Origin of the sequence: Sphingomonas endophytica (assembly GCF_014199415.1) — a bacterium.
Classification (GTDB): domain Bacteria; phylum Pseudomonadota; class Alphaproteobacteria; order Sphingomonadales; family Sphingomonadaceae; genus Sphingomonas; species Sphingomonas endophytica.
The window spans coordinates 330,741-354,174 of record NZ_JACIJN010000001.1; the positions used below are offsets into that span (position 1 = coordinate 330,741).

18 protein-coding genes are annotated in these 23,434 nt (G+C 69.1%); 9 read left to right on the forward strand and 9 right to left on the reverse strand.

Annotated features, from left to right (window positions below; all coding sequences use genetic code 11):
* Window positions 1-34 precede the first annotated feature (34 nt).
* Window positions 35-973, forward strand: a complete 939-nt coding sequence (locus FHS97_RS01495; RefSeq protein WP_184033073.1) for a cation diffusion facilitator family transporter — start codon at window positions 35-37, stop codon at window positions 971-973.
* 7 nt (window positions 974-980) lie between these two features.
* Here the strand turns inward: FHS97_RS01495 and FHS97_RS01500 are convergent, their stop codons facing one another.
* The 6 genes from FHS97_RS01500 to FHS97_RS01525 form a co-directional block, all read right to left on the reverse strand.
* Entirely contained in the window at window positions 981-1,646 is a 666-nt protein-coding gene (locus FHS97_RS01500) for a DsbA family protein (RefSeq protein ID WP_184032647.1), read from the reverse strand.
* 298 nt (window positions 1,647-1,944) lie between these two features.
* Complete coding sequence (locus FHS97_RS01505; protein ID WP_184032648.1) at window positions 1,945-3,012, reverse strand: mannitol dehydrogenase family protein; 1,068 nt, start codon at window positions 3,010-3,012, stop codon at window positions 1,945-1,947.
* Window positions 3,009-3,851: an amidohydrolase family protein gene (locus tag FHS97_RS01510; RefSeq protein ID WP_184032649.1), complete on the reverse strand. Its 843-nt coding sequence runs from the start codon at window positions 3,849-3,851 to the stop codon at window positions 3,009-3,011. The genes FHS97_RS01505 and FHS97_RS01510 overlap by 4 nt, the downstream gene beginning before the upstream one ends.
* A gap of 12 nt (window positions 3,852-3,863) precedes the next feature.
* Window positions 3,864-4,682: an IclR family transcriptional regulator gene (locus FHS97_RS01515; protein WP_184032650.1), complete on the reverse strand. Its 819-nt coding sequence runs from the start codon at window positions 4,680-4,682 to the stop codon at window positions 3,864-3,866.
* A 5-nt stretch (window positions 4,683-4,687) separates the two neighbouring features.
* A complete protein-coding gene (fucP, locus tag FHS97_RS01520) occupies window positions 4,688-5,992 on the reverse strand; it encodes an L-fucose:H+ symporter permease (protein ID WP_184032651.1) in 1,305 nt (434 codons plus the stop codon).
* A 50-nt stretch (window positions 5,993-6,042) separates the two neighbouring features.
* The gene (locus FHS97_RS01525; RefSeq protein WP_184032652.1) at window positions 6,043-7,053 is read right to left on the reverse strand and encodes a zinc-binding alcohol dehydrogenase family protein; all 1,011 of its coding nucleotides are present in this window, start codon (window positions 7,051-7,053) and stop codon (window positions 6,043-6,045) included.
* A 198-nt stretch (window positions 7,054-7,251) separates the two neighbouring features.
* Here FHS97_RS01525 and FHS97_RS01530 point away from each other — a divergent pair, with 198 nt between their 5' ends.
* Entirely contained in the window at window positions 7,252-9,729 is a 2,478-nt protein-coding gene (locus FHS97_RS01530; RefSeq protein ID WP_184032653.1) for a glycoside hydrolase family 95 protein, read from the forward strand.
* Between the two features lie 63 nt (window positions 9,730-9,792).
* Entirely contained in the window at window positions 9,793-12,519 is a 2,727-nt protein-coding gene (locus tag FHS97_RS01535) for a TonB-dependent receptor (protein ID WP_184032654.1), read from the forward strand.
* Between the two features lie 148 nt (window positions 12,520-12,667).
* On the opposite strand, the gene FHS97_RS01540 is transcribed toward FHS97_RS01535, so the two are convergent.
* Window positions 12,668-14,482, reverse strand: coding sequence for a DUF885 domain-containing protein (locus FHS97_RS01540; RefSeq protein WP_184032656.1), 1,815 nt, complete (start codon window positions 14,480-14,482; stop codon window positions 12,668-12,670).
* Window positions 14,483-14,625: 143 nt separating this feature from the next.
* Between FHS97_RS01540 and FHS97_RS01545 the strand changes: the two genes are divergently transcribed.
* A complete protein-coding gene (locus tag FHS97_RS01545) occupies window positions 14,626-16,407 on the forward strand; it encodes a cation:proton antiporter domain-containing protein (RefSeq protein WP_184032658.1) in 1,782 nt (593 codons plus the stop codon).
* 48 nt (window positions 16,408-16,455) lie between these two features.
* On the forward strand, window positions 16,456-17,631 hold the full coding sequence (locus FHS97_RS01550) for a glycosyltransferase family 4 protein (RefSeq protein ID WP_184032660.1): 1,176 nt from the start codon (window positions 16,456-16,458) through the stop codon (window positions 17,629-17,631).
* A 187-nt stretch (window positions 17,632-17,818) separates the two neighbouring features.
* Here FHS97_RS01550 and FHS97_RS01555 read toward each other — a convergent pair whose 3' ends face one another.
* A complete protein-coding gene (locus tag FHS97_RS01555; RefSeq protein ID WP_184032661.1) occupies window positions 17,819-18,109 on the reverse strand; it encodes a DUF2218 domain-containing protein in 291 nt (96 codons plus the stop codon).
* On the reverse strand, window positions 18,106-18,732 hold the full coding sequence (locus tag FHS97_RS01560; protein ID WP_184032662.1) for a PadR family transcriptional regulator: 627 nt from the start codon (window positions 18,730-18,732) through the stop codon (window positions 18,106-18,108). The genes FHS97_RS01555 and FHS97_RS01560 overlap by 4 nt, the downstream gene beginning before the upstream one ends.
* A gap of 125 nt (window positions 18,733-18,857) precedes the next feature.
* Between FHS97_RS01560 and FHS97_RS01565 the strand changes: the two genes are divergently transcribed.
* The 4 genes from FHS97_RS01565 (at window position 18,858) to FHS97_RS01580 (ending at window position 23,117) form a co-directional block, all read left to right on the forward strand.
* On the forward strand, window positions 18,858-20,186 hold the full coding sequence (locus FHS97_RS01565) for a replication-associated recombination protein A (RefSeq protein ID WP_184032663.1): 1,329 nt from the start codon (window positions 18,858-18,860) through the stop codon (window positions 20,184-20,186).
* Window positions 20,187-20,308: 122 nt separating this feature from the next.
* Window positions 20,309-21,364, forward strand: a complete 1,056-nt coding sequence (locus FHS97_RS01570) for a type III polyketide synthase (RefSeq protein ID WP_184032664.1) — start codon at window positions 20,309-20,311, stop codon at window positions 21,362-21,364.
* Window positions 21,361-22,047: a methyltransferase domain-containing protein gene (locus tag FHS97_RS01575; RefSeq protein WP_311770238.1), complete on the forward strand. Its 687-nt coding sequence runs from the start codon at window positions 21,361-21,363 to the stop codon at window positions 22,045-22,047. The genes FHS97_RS01570 and FHS97_RS01575 overlap by 4 nt, the downstream gene beginning before the upstream one ends.
* Window positions 22,029-23,117 (forward strand): NAD(P)/FAD-dependent oxidoreductase, encoded by a 1,089-nt coding sequence (locus FHS97_RS01580; RefSeq protein WP_184032665.1) that lies wholly within the window; start codon window positions 22,029-22,031, stop codon window positions 23,115-23,117. Before FHS97_RS01575 ends, FHS97_RS01580 begins: the two co-directional genes overlap by 19 nt.
* Window positions 23,118-23,434: the final 317 nt, after the last annotated feature.

The window sequence follows — 23,434 nt, forward strand, 5'->3', positions numbered from 1 at the left end:
CCGTCGCGTCTCGCTACGCAATGAAGGAGACGGCGTGAGCGAGACGAACAAAAAAGGCTGGCGCGACAATATCGTGCTGTTCGGCGCCCTGGCCGCCAACCTCGGCATCGCGGTCGCCAAGTTCGTCGCGGCGGCGATCACCGGCTCGTCGTCGATGCTGACCGAGGGCGTCCACTCGGTGGTCGACAGCGGCAATCAGGTGCTGCTCCTCTACGGCCAGCGCCGCGCGCGCCGCCCTGCCGATGCCGCGCACCCGTTCGGCTATGGCCGCGAGCTGTATTTCTGGGCGTTCGTGGTCGCGATCCTGATCTTCGCGATCGGCGCCGGGGTGTCGATCTACGAAGGCTATCTCCACATCATCGAGCCCGCGCCGCTCTCCGATCCGCTCGTCAATTACATCGTGCTCGGCATCGCCGCGCTGATGGAGGGCGCATCGTGGACGATCGCGATGCGCGAGTTCGACCAGACGCGCGGCGAGCTGGGCTGGTGGGACGCGATCCACGAATCGAAAGACCCGGCCGGGTTCATGGTGCTGTTCGAGGACAGCGCGGCGCTGATCGGGCTGGTGGTGGCAGCGATCGGCGTGTGGTGCAGCCATTATTTCAACGACCCGCGGCTGGACGGCGTCGCCTCGATCGTGATCGGAGCGCTGCTCGCCGCGGTGGCGGTGCTGCTGGCGCGCGAGGCGAAGGGCCTGCTGATCGGCGAGCGCGCCGACCCGGCGGTGATCGCCCGCGCGCGCGCGATCGTCGCCGCGCATCCGGGGATCGTCGCAGTCAACCATGTCCGCACGGTGCATACCGCGCCCGAGATGGTGTTCGCGGCGATCAGCGCCGATTTCGACGACGACCTGTCGATGGGCGCGGCCGAGACGCTGATCGAGACGATCGAGCGCGACCTGCGCACCGCACTGCCGCAGCTGAAGTCGATCTACATCCGGCCCGAGAAAAGCGCGGATGCGGTGACGTTCTGACCGCCGCTCACGCCGCCTTCCGCGCCGCCGCGAACAGCCGCGCAAACGCCGACGCGTCGATCGCGCCGACCGTCAGCAGCGATCCGGCGAGATAGCCCGGTGTTCCCGGCAGCGCGATCGACCCCGCCTCCGAAGCATGTCGTCGCAGCTGCGCGTCGATCCGCTCCCGCTGCGCGGACAGGTCGGCAAGCAGGCGGATCCAGTCACCCCCTGCCCCGCTGACTGCAGCGCGCAGGTGCGCCGGGTCGAACGCGCCCGGCGCGGTCATCATCCGGCGGTGCAGTGCCGGGTAGATGCCTTGCGGCACGCTCGCGAGCGCGACGCGCGCCGCCCGGATCGAGGGTGCGCCGAAGATCGGCCAGTCCTTGAACAACAGCCGCACGTCGCCGTCGGCCGCCACCGCCTCGCCCAGCGCCGGAAAGCCGTGGCGGCACGCCGGGCAGCGATAGTCGCTGAACACCGCAAGCCGCAGCGAGGCGTTCGCCGGACCGATCGCGGGTGCGTCGGGATCGTCGAGGATCGCCGCCACCGCGCCCGACGCCCGCACGTCGCGCCCGACCGGCGCGGTGCGTGACAGCACGCGACCGACCGCCCAGCCAGCCGCTCCCGCCGCGCCGAGCGTCAGCAGCGCGCGGCGATCGAAGCGGCGGCGATCGGGGTGGGCAGGCTCCATCCGCGCAAGGGTCGCGCAAGGAAGGGCGGTAGGCAAGTCGCTCGCCCTTCGCCGTCGTCCCGGGGCCCCGCTTCGTCCTGGCAAGCTCGACCATTCGGAAAAGAGGTCAAACATCCCGTCCGTCATTGCGAGCGCAGCGAAGCAATCTGGGGCGTCCTGATCCGGCTCCGGATTGCTTCGCTATGCTCGCGATGACGGATCAAGCTGCAGTTATCATACCCCGCCAAGAAAATGCCGCATCCCCAAGTAGAGTCCGGGAAAGCGGAAGTGGCGGGTGCCCGGTGTGTGTCGGTCAGGCCTATACGTCGTAGCGCGCCGCCAGCGCGCGGAGCCTCGGCATGGCCGGCGGTTGCACCGCCCCCTCATCGACCCAGCGCACGAAGGCGGCGATGCGCTTCTCCACCTTCTGCGCATGATGCGCGTGGATGTCGCGCAGCAGATGATCGAGATAGGGATTGGCGAAGCGCTCGATCGTGGTGGCCGCATAGCCGCGCGCCTCGTTCTCCAGTCCGCGCGCCGCGAAACCGGGGATGACCTCCTGCGTCAGCACTTCGTCCAGCGCCGCGCGCGTCGCCCGATCGTCGAGCGCTTCGCGCACCGTCGTGCCCGCTCTCGCTCCCGCCGCCTGCCAGCGCTCCGCCAGCCAGCTATGCCCGAGGTTGAGGATGTGCAGCTTGAGGCGTTCGAACGGCCCCAGATCGTCGGTCAGCACGATCGCAGGATGCGTGAACGGCAGCGTCAGCCCCGGCTGCCGCTCGATCGCCCACAAGGCATAAGGCTCGGCGACCGCGCCTGCGGGCTCGAGCGGGGCGCTGACGATCCGGTCGACGAGCGTATTGACCCAGCGACATTCCTCGCCAAGCCATGCCACGAACGCCGGCTCGCGCCCCTCCGCCGCCGCAATCACCGCGGCGCGCAACTCGTCGCCATTGCGCGATACCAGTTCGCACGGCAGCAGCGTCAGCCCCGCCGCGCCGGCCTGCCAGCGCGCGTACAGTCCCGCAAGCAGGATCGCGACGAACGATCCGTCCCGAAAGCCGACATCGCCGGTGTTCGATACGACATGCGTCGCGGGGCCGGTCAGCAGCGTGCGGAGCGCGTCGGCATCGGCATGCGCCTGCAACCCGCCGACCACGCTGCGCACCCGCAGCGTGCGCTCGACCGCCGCGCCGTCTTCCAGCCCGCGGACGATCACCGGAAAGCCGGCCGGGTCCGCGAAGGCCGCGAGCCGTCGCGCCCGGACCGGATCGTCGGTGGTCTGGACGATCGTGATCCCCGGCACGTCCTGACCGGCGTCTCGCGCCTCGGAAGCGAACAGGTCGACGTGCGCCTGCAGAAAGCGGCTGGTGCCGAACTGGACGATCATCGCATCTCAACCCCGTAGAAGGCGAGTGCATGGCCGCCGAAGATGCCATCGGCCGCGCTCGGGCAGTGGCGCGCCACGTAACTGGCGATCACGTCGTGCACCGCGCCATACTCGGCGGCGAGCAGGCAGACCGGCCAGTCCGATCCCCACATCAGCCGCGCCGGCCCGAACAGCGCGAAGACATGGTCGAGGTAGCGCTCCAGATCGTCGGCGATCCAGCGCGCGTGATCGGCCTCGGTGACCAGCCCCGACACCTTGCACATCACCCCCGGACACGCCGCGACCGCCGCCAGGCGCTCCGCCCACGGCTGCCACCCGCCCGCCGCAATCGCGGGCTTGGCGGCGTGGTCGAGCACGAAGCGCCCCTCCCCGACCCGGTCGAGCAACACGGGCACCGTCGCGAGCTGCCGATGATCGACCAGCAGATCGTAGCGCAACCCCTGCGCGGCGACGGCACGCACCCCGCGCACGAACGCGTCGTCGAGCAGGAAGCCGGCGTCGGGTTCGTCCTGGACGACGTGGCGATAGCCGACCAGCAGCGGCGTGGCCTCCGCCGCCAATCGCGCGGCGATGTCCTCGGCGCGCAGATCGATCCAGCCGACCACGCCGCGGATCGCGGGACAGCGCGCCGCGGCGTCGAGCAGCATCCGCGTCTCGTCGGGTACCTGCCGCGCCTGTACCGTGATCGCGCCGTCGATCTCGCGCGACGCAAGCGCGGCGGTCAGCGCATGGGTATCGAAATCGCGCGCGATCGCGCTGGCGGGATCGATCCAGCCGAACGCTTCCGCATCGTAGCGCCAAAGGTGATGATGCGCGTCGATACGCGGCGTTCGTGTCATGGCCTGTCCTTGTCAGCCCGCCGGATGATGTCCGAGCGTCAACGAGATGCGCGCCGCCGCCGCCTGCAACAGCCCGTCGACGGCATCCAGCTTCACGCGCTGCGACCCGTCGATCAGTTCAAGGTACGGCACGGTCAGCGCACCGACGATCTCGCCACTGAACGCGAACACCGGATAGCTGACGTCGGTCACGCCCTGAGTCACCGGGCTTTGCCGCCGGTCGAACCCCTGCCGCCGCACGATCGCCAGCCGCTCCTCGAGCCAGTCCATGTCGAGCGGCTTGCCCTGAGCCGCCGCGGCCTGCGCGACGATCCGCTTCACGCGCTGCGGCGAGGAGAAGGCCAAGAGCACCTGCCCCGAACAGCTGCGGATCATGTCGATCGCCGCGCCCAGTCGCAGCGCGAAGCCACGCATCCCCGGATTTTCCTCGCGCGCGATCACCAGCCCAAAGGCACCGTTCGGAACGACGAAGTGGCAGGACTGCTCGGTCTCGGCGGCAAGTTGCTGCATCTCGGGAGTCGCCGCGCGCGTGAGGTTCTGCGCCGGGGTCGCGCGATAGGCGAGGTCGAGGATCTTGTAGGAGACGGTATAGCGGTCGTTGACCGGCGAGCGTTGCAGATAACCGATCTGCTCCATCACCACCACGATCCGGAACAGCTCGCCCACCGAACGGCCGAGCGCCGCTGCCATGTCGGTGACCAGCGCGCCCTGCGGATAGGCGGAGAGCAGGTCGAGGATCTCGAATGCTTTCTCCAGCGCGGGCGCGGCATAGGTGGTCTGCTTCGGCCGCGCCTCGCCGTCCGCGTCGGCCTGTTTGCGCGCGCGCGCCACCGGCGTCAGGCTCGCGCGCGGGCGCGGACCGCATAGGTCAGCACCACGAGGAAGCACGCCGCCGGCACCAGCATCGCCGCCGCGATCCCGGCGCGATCCGAGACGAAGCCGATCACCCCGGTCAGCACCGCGCCGCCGATGATCGCCATGATGATCAGCGACGAGCCGAGCCGGCGCAGCGGCCCGAGCGTCTCCACGCCAAGCGCGAAGATCGTCGGAAACTGGATCGACATGAAGAAGCTGGTCGTCACCAGCGCGTAGAGCCCGATCGTCCCGCCGACCAGTGCCGCGGCGGCGGCGAGCAGCGCCGAAACGGTCGCAAAGATCGCGAGCAACCGCGCCGGGGCGATCCACGTCATCAGCGTCGTGCCGACGAACCGTCCGCCCGCGAACAGCAGCAGCGAAACGAACAACATGTCCGCGCCCTGCCGCTCGTTCCAGCCGAGCGCGCCTTGCGCATAGCGGATCGTGTAGCTCCACAGCCCGACCTGCGCGCCGACGTAGAAGAATTGCGCGATCACCGCGCCGATCAGCCGCGGATGGCGCAGCAGGTCGGCGAAGCGCTGCGTCTTGGCCTGCTCGGGCACATCGCGCACCGCGGTGTTGCGCGGGAAGGCCGTCAGCGCGGCGGCGACGGCGAACAGCAGCACGATCGCCGCGATCGCCAGATAGGGGGTCGCGACCGCCTGCACCTCGTTGCGGTAGAAGGCTTCGCGCGCGGCGGCGTTCATGCCGGCCAGCGTCGCCTCGTCATGCTCGATCCCCGAGAGGATGAAGTTGCGACCGATCAGGATGCCGGTGATCGCACCGAACGGATTGGCGGCCTGCGCCCAGTTGAGCCGCCGCGTCGCGGTCGCCGGGTCTCCGAGTTCGGTCATCAGCGGATTGGCCGAGGTCTCGAGGAACGCCAGCCCGGCGGCGATCACGAACAAGGCGAACAGGAACAATTGATAGGCGCTGATCGCCGCCGCCGGATAGAAGAGTAACGCGCCGATGCCGTAGAGCAGCAGGCCGGTGATGATCGCCGCCTTGTAGCCGAAGCGGCGCAGCACGATCGACGCGGGGATCGCGAACACGAAATAGCCGAGATAGAACACCTGCTGGACGAAGCTGGTGCCGAAATCGGAGAGGGTGAACGCCTTCTTGAACTGCGCGATCAGGATGTCGTTGAGGTTGTTCGCCATTCCCCACAGGAAGAACAGCGAGGTGGTGATGACGAGCGCCGGCACCCAGCGCCCCGCCCCGCCCGGCGCGGGCGCCTCGGTCGTGCGGGGAATATCCTCCAGCGGAGGGGAGCCTTGCCACGCCATTTGCCGTCATCCTCTTTTTCGCTGCGCCGGGTCGTCGCGCCCTTGCGTCGTCAGAACGTCACGATCGCCTTCAGAACATGGTCCGCCTCGGCGATCAACCGCGGCATGCGCTCGGGCAGGTCGTCGGCGTCGACGCTGTGGGTGTGCAGCGCGTCAGTCGGTATGTCGCCGCTGCGGATCGCGGCGAGCACGCGCGCAAAGTCGCCCGACAGGGCGTTGCGGCTCGCGATCAGCGTCGTCTCGCGGCGGTGGAATTCGGGATCGGCGAAGATAAGGTCGTCCGGGACGACGCTCACCAGCACATAGCTGCCGCCATTCGCGACATAGTGGAGCCCGGCGCGCATCGCCTGGATGTTGCCGGTGGCGTCGAACACACAGTCGAAGAAGTCGCCGTCGGTGCGCGCCGCCAGCGTGTCGCGGATCGTGTCGTCGACGGTCACGACCTCCTCGAACCCCAGCCGCGTGCGCGCATATTCGAGCCGCGACCTACGCGTGTCGATGATCGTCACCCGCGCGCCGTCGAGACGCGCGAACAGCGACACCGCGATGCCGATCGGCCCCGCCCCCGCCACCAGCACGCGGTCGCCGGGCGACAGCTGCGCGCGCGCCACCGCATGCGCGCCGATCGCGAGAAACTCGACCATCGCCGCCTGTTCAAGCGTCAGGTCGTCGGCGGGGATCACCGCGCGCTCGGGCACCGCGATCACGTCCTGCATCCCACCATCTTTATGGACGCCGAGCACCGCGATCCGCGTGCAGCAATTGGGCTTGCCCTTGCGGCACGCCACGCAGGTGCCGCACGCCAGATAGGGATTGATCGTGACGCGCTGCCCGACGCGCAGCGCCGAACCCTCCGGCACCGCCGCGATCTCGCCGGCCAGTTCGTGCCCCATCACGCGTGGATAGGAGAGGAATGGCTGATTGCCCGCGAAGATATGATAATCGGTCCCGCACAGCCCGACGCGGCGCATCCGCACCAGCACCTCGTCGGGCGCGGCGATCGGCGCGCTGCGTTCGACGCGTTTGAGCGCAAATGGCTCGCGGCACAGAATGGCGCGCATGACGAACGTCCCCCTCCTTGATCGTGCTTTCATATATGAGACCATGCTTACGATCGAGCAACCCTCAATCCCTTGCAATCCATATTAGTCACCGGCAATTTTCATCAACGCACTGAATTTTCACTCTTCCATCATCGATCAACTTACGTCACTATCATCTGCATAGAGAGACTTTCATATAAGCAAATGGAGGTGGGGATGTCAGCCGATCTGACCCGACGCGGGGTGCTGGGTGGCGGCGCGGCTGCGGTTTCCGTCGGCGGGCTGGCCGGTCTGCCGCTGCGCGCGCAGCCGGTTGCCCCCGATGATGCGCATCGCCTCTGGTTTGACTCGCCCGCGACGCGCTGGGTCGAGGGGTTGCCGATCGGCAACGGCCGGCTCGGCGCGATGGTCCGCGGCGGCACCGAGCGCGAGATCGTCTCGCTCAACGAGGATACGCTCTGGTCGGGCTTTCCCACCGCCAACGCCAACCCGCAGGCGCAAGCCGCGCTGCCGGGCGTCCGCGCCGCGGCGCTGGCGGGCGACTATCATGCCGCCGACGACCGCGCCAAGCGGATGCAGGGACCGTATTCGAACAGCTATGCGCCGCTCGGCGACCTGACGATCGCGATGACGGGCGGCGGGACGGTCGCGGACTACCGCCGCGAGCTGGACCTCGATCAGGCGCTGATCGGCGTCTCCTATCGTCGCGGCGCTACGCGTTACCGGCGCGAGATGTTCGTCTCGCATCCCGCGCAGCTGGTGGTGATCCGGCTGACCGCCGAGGGCGGAACGATCGATGCCGAGCTGTCGCTCTCGACCTTGCTGCGCGGCACCGCCACCGCCGCGGGCAACCGGCTGGTGCTCCACGGCAAGGCGCCCGCCTATGCCGCGCCCAATTACCAGAAGGTCGCCGAGCCGATCCGCTATGACGACGCCGCCGGCAAGGGGATGATGTTCGCCGCGGTCGCCGAGATCGCGACCGACGGGGGCAGCGCGACGTCGTCGAACGACCGGATCATGGTGAAGGGCGCGCGCAGCGTCGAGATCCGCATCGCCGCCGCGACCGGCTTCCGCCGCTTCGACCAGGCCCCGGACCTGCCGATCGCCACGATCGAGGCCAAGGCGGTCGCGGCGCTCACCGCCGCGCGCGGGCAAGGCCATGCCGCGCTGCGGGCCGCGCATATCGCCGATCACCGGTCGCTGTACCGCCGCGCCGCGCTGACGCTGGCCGGCCCGACCGGCACCACCGCGCAGCGCCGCGCCGGCAACGAGCGCGCCAGCGACCCCGGACTTGCCGCGTTGCTCTTCCACTTCGGCCGCTATCTGCTGATCGCCAGTTCGCGCGCGGGGTCGCAGCCCGCGAACCTGCAAGGCATCTGGAACGCCGAGGTGCGCCCGCCGTGGAGCAGCAACCACACCACCAATATCAATACCGAGATGAACTACTGGCCCGCGGAAGTGGCCAATCTCGCCGATTGCCACACCGCGCTGTTCGATTGGCTCGACAGCGTCGCGGTGCGCGGGCGCACGGTTGCGAGCGGCTATTACGGCATGCCCGGCTGGTGCCTCCACCATAACAGCGACGTCTGGGCGATGGCCAATCCGGTTGGCGAAGGCGAGGCCACCCCGGTGTGGGCGAACTGGCCGATGGGCGGTCCGTGGCTGATGCAGCACCTGTGGCAGCATTATACCTTTAGCGGCGACCTCGTCTTCCTGCGCACCCGCGCCTGGCCGCTGATGCGCGGCGCTGCCGAATTTTGCGCCGCGTGGCTGGTCGCCGATCCGGTCAGCGGCCGACTGACCACCGCGCCGTCGATCTCGCCCGAGAATGAATTTCTCGCGCCGGACGGCAAAAAGGCGTCGATCAGCGCCGGCTGCACGATGGATCTCGCGCTGATCCGCGAGCTGTTCGCCAATTGCATCGCCGCCGCCGCGCTGCTGGAGACCGATGCGGCGTTTGCCACGAAGCTGCGCGGGCTGGTAGAGCGGCTGGAGCCCTATCGCATTGGCAGCCATGGCGAGCTGCTTGAATGGTCGCGCGAGTTCGCGGAGAACGAGCCCGGCCACCGCCACATCTCGCACCTCTACCCGCTTTATCCCGGCGACGAGTTCACCCCGCGCCGCACCCCGAAATGGGCGCAGGCGGTGGCGACATCGATGCAGCGCCGCGAGGACAATGGCGGCGCGCAGACCGGCTGGAGCCGCGCCTGGGCGACCTGCATCTGGGCACGGATGGGCGACGCCGCGCGCTCGGGTCGCTCGATCGACGCGTTCTTCAAGTCGAGCACACTCGACAATCTCTTCGACACCCACCCGTCCGACAAGGGCCCGATCTTCCAGATCGACGGCAACTTCGGCATTACCGCCGCGATCGCCGAGATGCTGGTGCAGAGCCACGATGGGGCGATCGCCCTGCTCCCCGCGCTGCCCCCGGCGTGGCGCGACGGCAGCGTCCGCGGGCTGCGCGCGCGCGGCGGGGTGACCGTCGACCAAAGCTGGAGCGGCGGCGGGCTCGACGAAGCCACGCTGCACTTCGCGCGCGACGGCGAGGTGCTGGTGCGGCTGCCCGCCGGGCGGCGCGTCCGCGCGGCCCGCAACGGGCGAAGCGCGGTGCCGCTGCGCAGCGAGGCGGCCGGGCTGCGGCTGCGCGCGCGCGCCGGGGACCGGATCATTCTGCACACCGGCGCCGGCTGAGCGCGGCGACCATCACTGCCGACTGCGCGCCACAGGCGCAGCGGTTTCACAAGGGAGGAAGAAATGTCCAAGCGTCTTTTCGCGGGGGCAGCGTCGCTGCTCGCGCTCACGATTGCCACCGGCGCGGCGGCGCAGACCGTCCCGGCCGCCACGCCGGGCAACCCGGATCAGCCGGTCGCGACCGACAACGCGGGCGAGGATATCGTCGTCACTGGCATCCGCCGCAGCCTCGCCGACGCGACCGCGCTGAAGCGCAACAACATCGGCATCGTCGACGCGATCTCCTCCGAGGACATCGGCCGCTTCCCCGACCAGAATCTCGCGGAATCGCTGCAACGCGTCACCGGCGTGCAGATCACCCGCAACAAGGGCGAAGGCAGCCGCGTCGCACTGCGCGGACTCGGGCCGAACTTCACCCAGACGCAATATAACGGCCGCCAGATCGCGACGCCGGGCGGCGGACGCAGCTTCTCGTTCACCTCGCTGTCGTCGGACTTCGTCAGCGCGGTCGAGGTCATCAAGTCGCCGAGCGCCGAACAGGTCGAGGGCGGGCTCGCCGGGAGCGTCAACGTCCGTGTCGCGCGCCCGCTCGACGCCGGTCGCGACGTGGTCGCGATCACCGCCGAAGGGATTTACGAGGAGAACCCGAACCGCGTCACGCCGCACGCCTCGCTGTTCGTCAACAAGGTCATCAACGATCGCTTCGGCGCCAGCTTCGGCTTCAACTACGAGAAGCGCCGCGTGCTGTCGGCAGGCTATCTCGGGTACGGCGCGGAGAACGGCGTCGAGGCGCGGCGCAACCCGCCGCTCGACTATAATCTCGATGGCGACTTCGCCGACCAGTATCGCTTCATCCACACCACCAACCTCGTCGCGCAGGACGGCAAGTTCGAACGCGCGACGATGATCGGCGGGTTGCAGTTCAAGCCGACCGACACGCTCAACTTCTACGCCGACGGCTTCTTCTCGGACTTCAAGGACTATTCGATCTACAACGAACATCAGGTTCGTTTCACCAACATCCAGGGTCCGGGCGCGGGCGTGGTCGGCAGCACCGTGGCCGACGGCTATCTCACCGCCCTCGACGCGAACGGGGTCGACCATCGCGCCGACACCCGCCCGATCGACACGCACGACCAATTGTTCAGCGGCGCGATCGGCGGGATCTGGACTGCCGACCGGCTGAAGGTGTCGACCGAATTCACCTTCTCCAAAGCGCGCCGCACCTCGACCAATTACGGCTTCGCGATCAACTCGCGCGCACGGGTCGGCTATGACACCGGCGGCAATCTCGGTGCCGAGCCGACCGTCGCCTTCAACCGCGGTTACGACCCGCTCGATCCGTCGACCTTCAACCTGCTCGCGGTCGGCGGCACCTATCGCGCGCCGAGCATCGATCGCAATTACGACGGCCGGCTCGATATCGCGCGCGACCTCGACCTGGCGGACGCGTCGCTGGTGCTCAAGGCGGGCGCGATGTTCGCCAACCGCAAGAGCGAATTCAGCTCGCGGACCTTCAACCTGACTTCGCAGCAATTCGCCAATGCGCTGGGGCAGGCCTATAACCCGACCGTCGAGGGCGGCAGCACCTCGGCAGCGCCGATCCTGTCGCAGGTCGATTATTCGAAGTTCGTCCAGTCGTCGCTCGGCACCTATCTCGCGCCGAACCTCGACGCCTTCTTCGATCGCCTGCCGCTCTCGGAGATGCTGGCGCTCGCGCCGCCGCAGGCGCAGCTCGCCAACGACTTCCAGGTCACCGAGCGATCCTATGCCGCTTACGGACAGGTCGACATCCGCGCGCTCGACGAGCGGTTCAACGGCAATATCGGGCTGCGCTACGTCCGCACCGACCAGACCTCGGACGGCAATGCCGCGGACCTGTCGACGTTGCTGGTGCGGCGCGGCGGGATCATCACCGTCGTGCAGGGCACCACGCCGGTTTCGATCGACAACAGCTATGCCGAATGGCTGCCCAGCGCCAACCTTTCGTTCGATCTCACCCCGCAGCTGAAGGTGCGCGGCGCGGTGGCGCGCACGCTGACCCGCCCCGACATCGGGCTGCTCTCCCCGACGCTCAGCGTCGATGCGAACACCAGCACGATCAGCGCGCGCAACCCGAACCTGCGGCCCTATGTGTCGAACCAGGTCGACCTGTCGCTCGAATATTACTTCGCCGGCTCGGGGCTGCTGTCGGCGGCGGTGTTCTACAAGGACGTGAAGAACTTCATCGTCAACACCGCGACCTCGGTGACGCAGACCGTGCAGCTGGAGGAAGGCGGCAGCCGCGAGCAGGTGTTCCTGTTGCGCCAGCCGCGCAACGGCGCGAGCAGCAAGATCAAGGGCTTCGAGCTGGGCGCGCAGGTGCCGTTCACCTTCCTGCCCGGCGCGCTCGACGGCCTGGGCGTGCTCGGCAACTTCACCTATCTCGATCTCGGCGACGTGGTGGTGACACAGGGTCAGCCGGCGATCCCGATCTCGGGCGCGTCGACGCGCAGCTACAATATCGCGGGCTATTACGAGAAAGCCGGCTTCGGCATCCGCGCCTCGTACAATTACCGCAACGGCTTCGTGAACGATCCGATCAGCACCTTCGGCGACGGCGATTACCAGCGGTCGTACGGACAGCTCGACATCTCGGCGAGCTATGACCTCAACCGCATGATCACGCTCAACGCCGACGTCACCAACGCCACCAACGCGAAGATCTACAACGACACCGCGGTCGGCCTGCTGCGCGGGGTGGTCGACAACGGCCGCCGCGTCACCGCCGGCGTGCGCGTGCGGTTCTGAACGTTTCGTCGCTCCGGACTTGATCCGGGGCGACGTACGTTGGCCAGCAGACTGCGATCAAAGATCGACCGTCATTACGAGCGCAGCGAAGCAATCCAGGGCGTCCTGATGCGGCACTGGATTGCTTCGCTGCGCTCGCGACGACGGATTAGCTGCTCGCCATCCGCTCGCGCACCACCTGCTCGAGCACCGTCAGCGGCATCGCGCCGAGCGTCAGCACGCGGTGGAAGTCCTTCGGATCCCACTTCGTCCCGGCCTTGCGCTTCGCCTCGTCGCGCAGCCGCGTCCAGACGGTGTGGCCGATCTTGTAGCTGCACGCCTGCCCCGGCCAGACCGTGTAACGGTCGATCTCGCCCTGGCTGCGCCCGCGCGCGATCCCGGTGGTGGCGATCAGATAATCGGTGGCCTTTTCGCGGCTCCAGCGCTTGGCGTGCATCCCGGAGTCGACCACCAGCCGCGTCGCGCGGAACAGCAGGGATTGCAGATAGCCGACCTGCCCGAGGGGATCGCCGTCATACATTCCCATCTCGTCGGCGAGCTGCTCCGAGTACAGCGCCCAGCCCTCCGAATAGCCCGAATAGAAGCCGCGCCGCCGGATCAGCGGAATGTCCTGACTCTCCAGCGCCGACATCACCTGCAGATGATGCCCCGGCACCGCCTCGTGATAGCTGAGCGTCGCCAGCCCGAACTTCGGCCGGTCGAACGTATCGCGGAGGTTGATAAAGTAGATCGCCGGCCGCGACCCGTCGAGCGACGCCGACTGGTAATAGCCGCCCGGCGCGCCCGCCTGGATCGCCTCGGGCACGCGGCGGACCTCGACCGGCGCGCGCGGCAGGATCGCGAATTGCTCGGGGAGCCGCTTGGCCATCGCCGCAACCTGCGCGCGCAGCTGTTCGAGCAGCGCCTCGCGCCCCGGATCGGTGTTGGGATAGAGCTGATCCGGCCGCTTGTTGAGCGCGACCAGCCGCTCGCCGACCGTGCCCTGCGCCATCCCCTGCTTGCGCAGGATACCGTCGATCCGCGCGCCGATCTCGCCGACCTGCGCCAGCCCGAGCCGGTGGATCTCGTCGCCGGTCATGTCGGTGGTCGTCGCCGCGCTCGCCGCCGCCGCATAATAGACTTCGCCGTCCGGGAGCCGCCACACGCCGGCGTCGTGCACCGCGCGCCCGCGCAGCTCGGTCACCAAGGCGCGCTGGCGATCAAGTGCCGGGAACACGCGCTCGGTCATCAGCTTCGTCACCGCTGCGGCGCGATCGGCGGGCAGGTTCGCCGCCTTCAGCTTGGCGGCGAGATCGGTGACCGGGCCGGTCGCGTCGGCCGCCTTGTCGCGCACCGCCGCGAGCTGCCTGAGCGTCGTGTCGAGGATGTAGTCGGGTGCGAACACGCCCTTGCCCGCATCGGCGCGCTGGCGCTCGGTCTCGGCGTCGATCACCGGCCCCCAGGCGGCGACGCGCGCGACATAGGCATCGGCGTCGGCGGCGTCGCGCACCCGGTGCTGGTTGGCGAGAAAGTCGGGCACGTCGCGATACGCGCCGGTCAGCTGCGTCAGCACATAAGGCGCGTAGCGGCCTGCGCTCGCGCCGAAATCATAGCGTTCGCCCGCCAGCATCCGGTCGAGGCTGTAGGCGACGATGTCATAGTCGAGCCGCGCCGCGTCGCCGAGCGCGTCGCGCGGGATCGCGCGCAGCGCCGCGCGCTCGGCGCGCGCGCGGGCGAAGTCGCGCAGCTCCCCGGCACGGCTCGCATCCGACCACCGCGACTTGAGCGGCGCGCGCGCGCCGGTATCGAGCCCCAGCGAGGTCGCCTGCTCGGGGCTCTCGTCGAGCCGTGCGTAGAAGAAGCGATCGAGCAACGCGCGCAGCTCGGCATCGCGCGGCCCCGTCGTTGCGGCGGCAGCGGCGCGGGGCAGCGCGGCGAGCGCGGCGGTGGCGCTGGCGGAGGCAAGGAACTGGCGACGGCGCATGCGAACTCCCGGTCTGGTTATGGCAGCCAGACTGACGTTCAGCCGCAGCTTTGTCGAGCGCGGCCAGCCACTTCGGCGGCAATCCACATTTTTCGGGTCACGAAGGGCGACAAAGCCCGCCCCGCCTGCGTACAGTCGCACTCATGGCGATCGGATTGCACAACGAAGGCTTCTCGGACGCATTGGTGGTGCTGGGCGCTGCCGGTCTGGTGATCCCGGCGTTCGCGCGTTTCCGGATCAGTCCGGTCATCGGGTTCATTCTCGTCGGGGCCTTGGTCGGTCCCGCCGGGCTCGGCGCGCTCGTGCCGCGCGCGCCGTGGCTCTATTATTTCACGATCTCCGATCCGGAGTCGATCGAGCCGTTCGCCGAATTCGGGATCGTGCTGCTGCTGTTCTCGATCGGGCTCGAGCTGTCGTTCCGCCGATTATGGGCGATGCGGCAGCTGGTGTTCGGCACCGGCCCGGCGGCGTTGGTCGGCTGCGCGGCGCTGGTCGGGGTCGCGCTGCATCTGCTGGGGCAGAGCTGGGGCGGTTCGGCGGGGCTCGGCCTCGCGCTCGCTTTGTCGTCGACCGCGCTGGTGCTGCCAATGGTGGGGACGACCAGCCCGGTCGGGCGCGGCGCGTTCGCGATCCTGCTGTTCCAGGACCTCGCGCTCGTCCCGATCATCTTCGCGCTGGGTGCGATGGCGCCGACCGCCAGCGACGAAGGCTGGGTCGGGATCGCGGGCGTGGCGCTGCGCGGCGGGCTGACCGTGGTGGCGATGTATGTCGGCGGGCGGCTGGTGCTGCCGCGGCTATTCGCACAGGCGGCGCGCACCAAGAGCCCCGAGCTCTTTCTCGCCGCCTCCTTGCTGGTGGTGATCGTCGCCAGCGTCGCGACCACTGCCGCCGGGCTGTCGCCGATCGTGGGCGCGCTGCTCGCCGGGCTGCTGATCGCCGAGACCGAATATCATACCGAGGTCGAGGTGATGACCGCGCCGTTCAAGGGCCTCGCGCTCGGCGTGTTCCTCATCACCGTGGGGATGAGCCTCGATCTCGCCGCGATCGCGCGCAACTGGATGCCGTTGCTCACGGCGGTGCTTGGCGTGGTCGCGGTCAAGGCGGTGGTCACCTATCTGCTGCTGCGCGTCGCCAACGCCCGCCCCGGCATCGCCGCCGAGACAGGCATGCTGATGGGCAGCCCGTCCGAGACGACGCTGATCGTGCTGGCGACCGCCGCGCAGGCGCAGCTCATCACCGCCGCCACCGCCAGCTTCTGGCAGACCGTCACCGCGATCGGGCTGACGATCACCCCGCTGCTCGCGCTGCTCGGCCGCGTGATCGCGCGGCGGATCGAGAAGCGCGACGGCGCGCGCCCCGACACGCTCGACCATGCCGAGGGGCAGCGCGCGGTGGTGTTCGGTTTCGGTCGCGTCGGGAGGATGGTCGCCGACATGCTGGCGCGCCACGACCAGCCCTATGTCGCGGTCGAGGCGGACATCGACGCGGTGACGCAGGCGCGCGCCGGCGGCTATCCGATCATCTTCGGCGATGTCGCGCGCGCCGAATTGCTCGACCGGCTCGATCTCACCAATGCGCGCGCGCTGATCCTGACGATGGACGATCCGGTGCTGACGGTGCGGCTGACCAAGCGGCTGCGCGCCGCCTTCCCCGCGCTGCCGATCATCGCCCGCGCGCGCGACACCGCGCATGCCGCCGAACTCTACAAGGCCGGGGTGACCGATGCGGTGCCCGAAACGCTCGAAAGCTCGCTGCAATTGTCGGAGGCGGTGCTCGTCGATCTCGGCGTCGCGATGGGGCCGGTGATCGCCTCGATCCACGACAAGCGCGAGGAATTGCGCGAGACGATCCGCCGCACCGCGATGCTCGAACGGCAGCCGCGCATCCGGCGCATCCGGCGCACCGATGAAATCCGACCCGCTTGAGGCCGGACGGTCGCGATTTTGCCGCACATCGTGGCTAGCGGGCGAAGCATGAACCCGTCCGAGCTGCGCGTCGCCTTCTTCAGCGGCAACTACAATTATGTGCGCGACGGCGCCAATCAGGCGCAGAACCTGCTGGTCGGCTATCTTCTCGACCAGGGCGTGCAGGTGCGCGTCTATTCGCCGACCACCCCGACCCCGGCGTTCGAGGCGCGCGGCACCGTGGTCGACGTGCCCGCGATCCCGATGCCGGGCGGACGCGGCGAATATAAGCTCGGCCGCGGATTGCCGACCAGGCCGCGCCGCGATCTGGAGGCGTTCGACCCGCACCTCGTGCATGTCTCCGCCCCCGAATTCCTCGGTCATGCCGCGGTCACCTGGGCGCGGCGGCGCGGCGTGCCGGTGGTCGCGACCGTTCACACCCGCTTTGAGACTTATTTCCAATATTACGGTCTGTCGCTGGTCCAGCCGCTGATCGTCGCGATCCTGCGCCGCTTCTACAATCGTGCCGACCGCGTGCTGGTGCCGACGCCATCGATGGCCGAGGTGATCCGCGACTTCGGGGTTACGACGCCGATCTCGCTCTGGGGGCGCGGCGTGAACCACCGCCGCTTCCATCCTGACGCGCGTGACCTCGCGTGGCGGCGGTCGCTGGGGATCGCCGATGACGAGGTGACGATCGGCTTCCTCGGTCGGCTGGTGCTCGAAAAGGGCCTAGGCGTGTTCGCCGACGTGCTGGCGCGGCTCGACGCTTTGGGCGTCCGCCACCGCGTGCTGGTGGTCGGCAAGGGGCCGGCGCGCGACTGGTTCGCGGGGCGCGTACCGCAGGCGGCGTTCGCCGGCTTCCAGAGCGGCGACGATCTCGGCCGCGCGGTCGCGTCGATGGACCTGCTGTTCAACCCCAGCGTCACCGAGACATGGGGGCAGGTGACGTCGGAAGCGATGGCGGCCGGGGTACCGGTTGTCGCGGCGTGCGCGACCGGTGCGGTCGACCTGCTGGAGGACGGGCGCACCGGCTTTCTCGTGCCGCCGGCGGACCTCGCCGGCTATGCCGCGGCGATCGCGCGGTTGATCGCGGACCCGGCGCTGCGCGCGGCGATGGGAGACGCCGCGCATCGCCGCGCACAGGACTTCCGCTGGGACACCGCCAACGGCGCGGTGTTGCAGGCGTATCGGGAGGTTCTGAAACGGTCGCCTACCCTGAACGACGCAGGGGAAGCCGTCTAAGGATAGGCGACATCCGGCGCTTAGCTGCCCCACTTCGTCATCCCGGACTTGATCCGGGATCCCGCTTCCTTTCTCCGCTACCGGCAAGAAGCGGGGGCCCGGATCAAGTCCGGGGCGACGATCGGAGGGGAGGTTGCCCCAATCATCGCGGCGCTCCCCAATTGAATCGCCTACCGTCGATTGCTCATCACACCGCCCGCCATTCGAAGGTCAGCGGTGCCTCGCGGAACGCGAAGCGATCGAGGTGGCTCGCCACCACCTCCTCCATCCGCACGACATCGCTGTCCTCCGGCACCGCCAGCCGCACGTCGAGCGTCTCGCTATCCGCGCGCAGGTCGAGCGTCGCACCGTTTGGAAAGGCGATCGTCGCCGCCTGCTCGGAGAAGCTGACCTCCATCTTGTGGCTCCAGTGTTTGGCAAGCTGCTGGAGATAGCGGCTCGCCGAATGCGTCGGCACGCGCGCCACCCGCACCGTCACTTGAGCCGCTCCACCTTCTGCGCCACTTCGTCGATCAGCCCGGCGATCTCGTGGAGCAATTCCGGCGAGGCGTCGGCGCGCTTGACGCGATCCATGACCGCGTGGCGGAGGTTGTGCATCGCGCGGCGCACCGGTGCGCCCTCGCCCTCGCCCTGCGCGCGCTGCGCCGCGAGCGCCTCCAGCCGCGCCATCAGCGTCGCAACCGTCTCGGACTGTTCGTCGAGATGCGCACGCCCGGCGTCGGTGACCGCGAAGCGCTTGCGCGCACCCTCGCTGGCCTGCTCCGCGATCAGCTCCATCTCGTCGAGCAAGGTCAGCGTCGGATAGACCACCCCCGGGCTCGGCGCATAGGCACCACCGGTCAGCGTTTCGATCGCCTTGATGATCTCATAGCCGTGGCGCGGCGTGTCGGCGATCAGCTTGAGCAGCACCAGTCGCAGCTCCGATCCGTCGAACATCCGCCGGCTGCGCCCGCCGCCCCCGCCGCCGCCACCGCGACGATGCTCGCTGTCGTTGAGCCGCTCGATCCAGTGGAAGAAGCGCTCGGGGTCGAACCCGCCCCCGCCGCGCGATCCGAAACGATGATGATGGTGGCCGCGGCCACCGTGTGAAAAACCGAACATCCGATCGACTCCGTCTCGTGTCATGATGCAGCAAGATATATCTTCATCAGCCCGGGGCAAGAGCGTTCAAGATATATTTTCGCTTCTGCATGACGGAGCGTGGGCAGCGTCCTACATGGGAGCGCATGGCCGACCTGTTTGCAGGGTTCGATCCCGTCGATCCCCCCAGCCCCGCTGCTTCCGATGCCCATGCCCCGCTCGCCGACCAGCTGCGCCCGCGCGCGCTCGCCGAGGTGATCGGGCAGCGCCACCTGCTCGGCCCCGACGCGCCGCTGGCGATGATGATCCGCTCGCGGCGGCTGTCGTCGTTCGTGCTGTGGGGGCCGCCGGGCGTCGGCAAGACGACGATCGCACGGCTGATTGCGGCCGAGACGGGCTATGCCTTCGTCCAGCTCTCGGCGGTGTCGACCGGGATCGCTGACCTGCGCCGCACGCTTGCCACGGCGCGCGACCTGCGGGCGGCGGGCAAGCCGACCGCCTTGTTCATCGACGAGCTGCACCGCTTCTCGCGCCCGGTGCAGGATGCGCTGCTCCCCGCGGTCGAGGACGGCACGATCGTGCTGATCGGCGCGACCACCGAGAACCCGAGCTTCAGCCTCGTCGCGGCGCTGTTGTCGCGCGCCAAGGTCTTCACGCTCGACCGGCTGTCCGCCGCCGAACTCGACACCGTCATCACGCGCGCCGAAGCGCAGCAGGAGCGGACGTTGCCGCTCGACCCCGATGCGCGCGCCGCGCTGATCGCGATGGCCGATGGCGACGCGCGCTATCTGCTCGGGCTTTGCGAGACGCTGTTCCTGATCGAGTCCGATGCGCCGATCGACACCGCCGCGCTGGCGGCGATCGTCCAGAAGCGCGCACCCCTCTACGATCGCGGGCAGGAGGAGCATTTCAACCTGCTGAGCTGCTTCCACAAGAGCCTGCGCGGCAGCGATGCCGACGCCGCGCTCTACTGGGCGGCGCGGATGGTGCGCGGCGGCGAGGATGCCGGGGTGATCTTCCGCCGGCTGTGCTGCGCGGCGTCCGAGGATGTCGGCATGGCCGATCCGCAGGCGCTGGTGCAGGTGATGACCGCGTGGCAGGCGTTCGAGCGTGTCGGGATGCCCGAGGGGCGATTGTTCCTCGCGCAGGCCATTAATTACGTGGCGACCGCGCCAAAGTCGAACGCCTCCTATGTGGCCTTCGACCGCGCCAGCGCCTTGGCGCGCGACACCGGCTCGCTGCCGCCGCCCAAGCACATCCTCAACGCGCCGACGAAGCTGATGAAGGAGCTCGGCTATCACGAGGGTTATCGCTACGACCACGATTACCCCGATGCCTATGCCGCGCAGGATTTCTTTCCGGCGGAGATCGGCGACGACCATTCGTTCTACGAGCCGAACGAGCGCGGTTACGAGCGCGAGATCCGCAAGCGGCTCGCTTTCTGGGCGGCCGCGCGCGAACGCCGCGCGGAGTGAGCACGGTCGATTGCTTCGCCGTGCGGGTCGGATAATCAAGGGCGAGTGAGTCGCCGCCGCTTCATCCCCGCCATCCGGTCAGCGCCGGGCCGAAAGCCACGCACATGCGTTGAGCACGCGTAATGCGTGTCACGCCCCATATCGCCGCCATCGGCACCGCCGTCCCGACCCATGACATTCACGCCGCCTTCGTCGACTGGGCGGAGCGACGCCTCCCCGTGCGCGAGGCGCGGGTGTTCGCGCGGATGGCTGCGCGCGCCGGGATCGCGCATCGCTGGTCGGTGCTCCCCGCCGAACGTGGCTCGCCGGTCGGGAGCAACGGCTTCTACGCCGCCGAGCCGCATCCCGGCACCGGCGCGCGCATGGCGCTCTATGCGCAAGCCGCCCCGACGCTGGCGCTGGCGGCAATCGCCGACCTGCGCACGCAGGCCGCGCTCGACGGCATCACGCATCTGGTGGTCGCGAGCTGCACGGGTTTTGTCGCGCCCGGCATCGACCAGATCGTCGCGCGCGCGCTCGAACTGCCGGGCAGCGTCGAGCGCGTCCTGATCGGGTTCATGGGCTGCTATGCCGCGGTGGCCGCGCTGCGCACCGCCCGCCACATCGTCCGGTCGGAACCGGCGGCGCGGGTGCTGGTCGTGACGGTCGAACTCTCGACGCTCCACCTCCAGTCCGAGCGCGCGCTCGAACCGCTGCTGGCGATGCTGCAATTCGGCGACGGCGCCGCGGCGGCGCTGGTCTGTGCATCGCACGCGGGGCTGGCGATCGATCGGCCGTTCAGCGCCACCCTGCCCGCCGCGGCCGAGCTGATCCGCTGGGACATCACCGATCACGGCTTTGCGATGCATCTGTCGGGCGAAGTGCCGGGCCGGATCACCGGCGCGCTGCGCGATCCTGCGCTGGTCGCGACGCTCACCGATGGACGCGGGGTCGATCGCTGGGCGGTTCATGCCGGCGGGCGCTCGATCCTCGACGCGGTCGAACATGCGCTCGCGCTGCCCGCCGCCGCGCTCGACGATTCACGCGCGGTGCTTGCCGCGAACGGCAACATGTCGTCGGCGACGCTGATGTTCGTACTGGCGCGCGTCCTCGCCGGACCGCCGGTCGAGCACGGCATCGCGCTCGCCTTCGGCCCCGGACTGGCCGCCGAAGGGCTGGCCTTTGCGAGCGCGGCGTGATGCTCGACCAGCGCGCCACCGCCGAAGAGCTGATGGATGCCGACGACCTGCCCGCGGACGTCTATGCCGCGGTGGTCGCCGATTTGGCGCGCGTCAATGTCGTGACGCTGGCGGCACGTCCGACGCTGGCGTTCCTCAGGCGCCTGACGACGCCGGGCGCACGCTACCGCCTGCTCGACGTCGGCTATGGCGACGGCGACATGCTGCGGCGGATCGCGCGCTGGGGCGCGCGGCGGGGGGTCAGCTTCGAGCTGGTCGGCATCGACCTCAACCCGCGCAGCGAAGCCGCGGCGCGCGCACATACCGCTGCTGACCTGTCGATCGACTGGCGCACCGGCGACTATGCCGATCTTGGCGGCGAAGGCTGGGATTTCGTGATCTCCAGCCTCGTCGCGCATCACATGACCCGGTCGCAACTGATCGCCTTCCTGCGCTTCATGGCGCAGGAGGCGCGGGTCGGCTGGCTGGTCAACGATCTGCACCGCCACGGTTTCGCCTATCACGGCTGGCCTTTGCTCGCCGGGCTGTTCGGCTGGCACCTGATCGTGCGGCATGACGGACGGCTCTCGATCGCCCGCAGCTACCGTCCCGCCGAATGGCAGCCGCTGCTCAAGGACGCCGGGATCGACGACGCTCGCGTGTTCCGCGCCTTCCCGTTCCGGCTATGTGTCGCGAGCCGCTGATCCTCGGCGGCGGCCCGGCGGGCAGCGCCGCGGCGATCACGCTGGCGCGGGGCGGTGCGCGACCGTTGGTGATCGAGCGCACGCACGAAACCGGCGATGCGCTGTGCGGCGGATTCCTGAGCTGGCGGACGCTGGAAACGCTCGCCTCGCTCGGCTTCGCGGCCGACGCGCTCAACCGCACGCGCGTGACACGGGTGCGCATCTTCGCGCGTCGGCGCGTCGTCGAGACGGCCCTACCAGCCCCCGCGATCGGCGTGTCGCGCGCGCGTCTCGACGCGCTATTGCTGGATCAGGCGAGGGCAAACGGCGCCGCGATCGAACGCGGCGTCGTGGCGCGCACGATCGAGGACGGGACGGTACGCACCGGCGACGGCGCGCTGCTCGCGAGCGACGCGCTGTTCCTCGCCAGCGGCAAGCACGACGTACGCGGCGTGGCCCGCCCGGCCGCGGCGCGCGGCGCCGATCCGACGCTCGGCCTGCGCACCCGCCGCCGCGGTGCAGGCATCGCGCGCTGCGTGGGGGACGCGATCGAGCTGCACCTCTTCGACCGCGGCTATGCCGGCGTCGTGCTGCAGGAGGATGGCAGCGCCAACATATGCCTCGCAATCCGCCGCTCGCGCCTGACCGAGACGGGCAGCCCCGACGCGCTGCTCACCGCGCTGGCGAAGGAATTGCCTGCCTTCGCTGATCGCCTGACCGGAGACGCGACGCCGACCGAAGCGATCGCGAACGTGCCCTATGGCTGGCGGGCCCTTGAGGGCAGCGACGGCTGCTACCGCCTCGGCGATCAGGCCGCGGTGATCCCGTCGCTGGCGGGCGAAGGCATGGGGATCGCGCTGACGAGCGGCGTGTCGGCAGCGCAGGCGTGGTTGTCTGGCGAGCCGTCGTCGACATGGCAGAGCCGCTTCGCCCGCCAGACCGCCCGCCCCGTGACGATCGCCGGCGCGATCCGCACGCTGGCCGAACGCCCGCCGATGATCGCGCCGCTCCTTCCGCTCGCGGCGCGCCTCGGACTGATCGACGCGGTGGCCGCCGCGACGCGGATCGCCAAGGATTGGCGTATGAAGTGACTGCCTCTTCTCGTCATCCCGGACTTGATCCGGGATCCCGCTTCTTCTTACTTCCGTCGCTCAGAAAAAGCGGGGCCCCGGATCAAGTCCGGGGCGACGGACGAAAGAAGTCTCGGTAGAAGGTTCGCGATCCGTCGAAAAGAAACGAAAAGTAGCCCGTTTGCCCCGTCATATTTACTCGTCATTGCGAGCGTGGCGAAGCAATCCAGGGCGTCACGATCCGCCGCCGGATTGCTGAGCGCGCAACGAGAGCCCGACGCCCCGACAAGAAGAGGGGCGCGGCGGTCACCCGCCACGCCCCTTCGCAAGCCCGTAGG

Coding starts and splice junctions, on each gene's coding strand:
- FHS97_RS01545 (WP_184032658.1), top strand. CDS start 14,626: ATGGCGATCGGATTGCACAACGAAGGCTTCTCGGACGCATTGGTGGTG.
- FHS97_RS01550 (WP_184032660.1), top strand. CDS start 16,456: ATGAACCCGTCCGAGCTGCGCGTCGCCTTCTTCAGCGGCAACTACAAT.
- FHS97_RS01500 (WP_184032647.1), bottom strand. CDS start 1,646: ATGGAGCCTGCCCACCCCGATCGCCGCCGCTTCGATCGCCGCGCGCTG.
- FHS97_RS01580 (WP_184032665.1), top strand. CDS start 22,029: ATGTGTCGCGAGCCGCTGATCCTCGGCGGCGGCCCGGCGGGCAGCGCC.
- FHS97_RS01540 (WP_184032656.1), bottom strand. CDS start 14,482: ATGCGCCGTCGCCAGTTCCTTGCCTCCGCCAGCGCCACCGCCGCGCTC.
- FHS97_RS01525 (WP_184032652.1), bottom strand. CDS start 7,053: ATGCGCGCCATTCTGTGCCGCGAGCCATTTGCGCTCAAACGCGTCGAA.
- FHS97_RS01565 (WP_184032663.1), top strand. CDS start 18,858: ATGGCCGACCTGTTTGCAGGGTTCGATCCCGTCGATCCCCCCAGCCCC.
- FHS97_RS01560 (WP_184032662.1), bottom strand. CDS start 18,732: ATGTTCGGTTTTTCACACGGTGGCCGCGGCCACCATCATCATCGTTTC.
- FHS97_RS01530 (WP_184032653.1), top strand. CDS start 7,252: ATGTCAGCCGATCTGACCCGACGCGGGGTGCTGGGTGGCGGCGCGGCT.
- FHS97_RS01535 (WP_184032654.1), top strand. CDS start 9,793: ATGTCCAAGCGTCTTTTCGCGGGGGCAGCGTCGCTGCTCGCGCTCACG.
- fucP (WP_184032651.1), bottom strand. CDS start 5,992: ATGGCGTGGCAAGGCTCCCCTCCGCTGGAGGATATTCCCCGCACGACC.
- FHS97_RS01570 (WP_184032664.1), top strand. CDS start 20,309: ATGCGTGTCACGCCCCATATCGCCGCCATCGGCACCGCCGTCCCGACC.
- FHS97_RS01505 (WP_184032648.1), bottom strand. CDS start 3,012: ATGATCGTCCAGTTCGGCACCAGCCGCTTTCTGCAGGCGCACGTCGAC.
- FHS97_RS01510 (WP_184032649.1), bottom strand. CDS start 3,851: ATGACACGAACGCCGCGTATCGACGCGCATCATCACCTTTGGCGCTAC.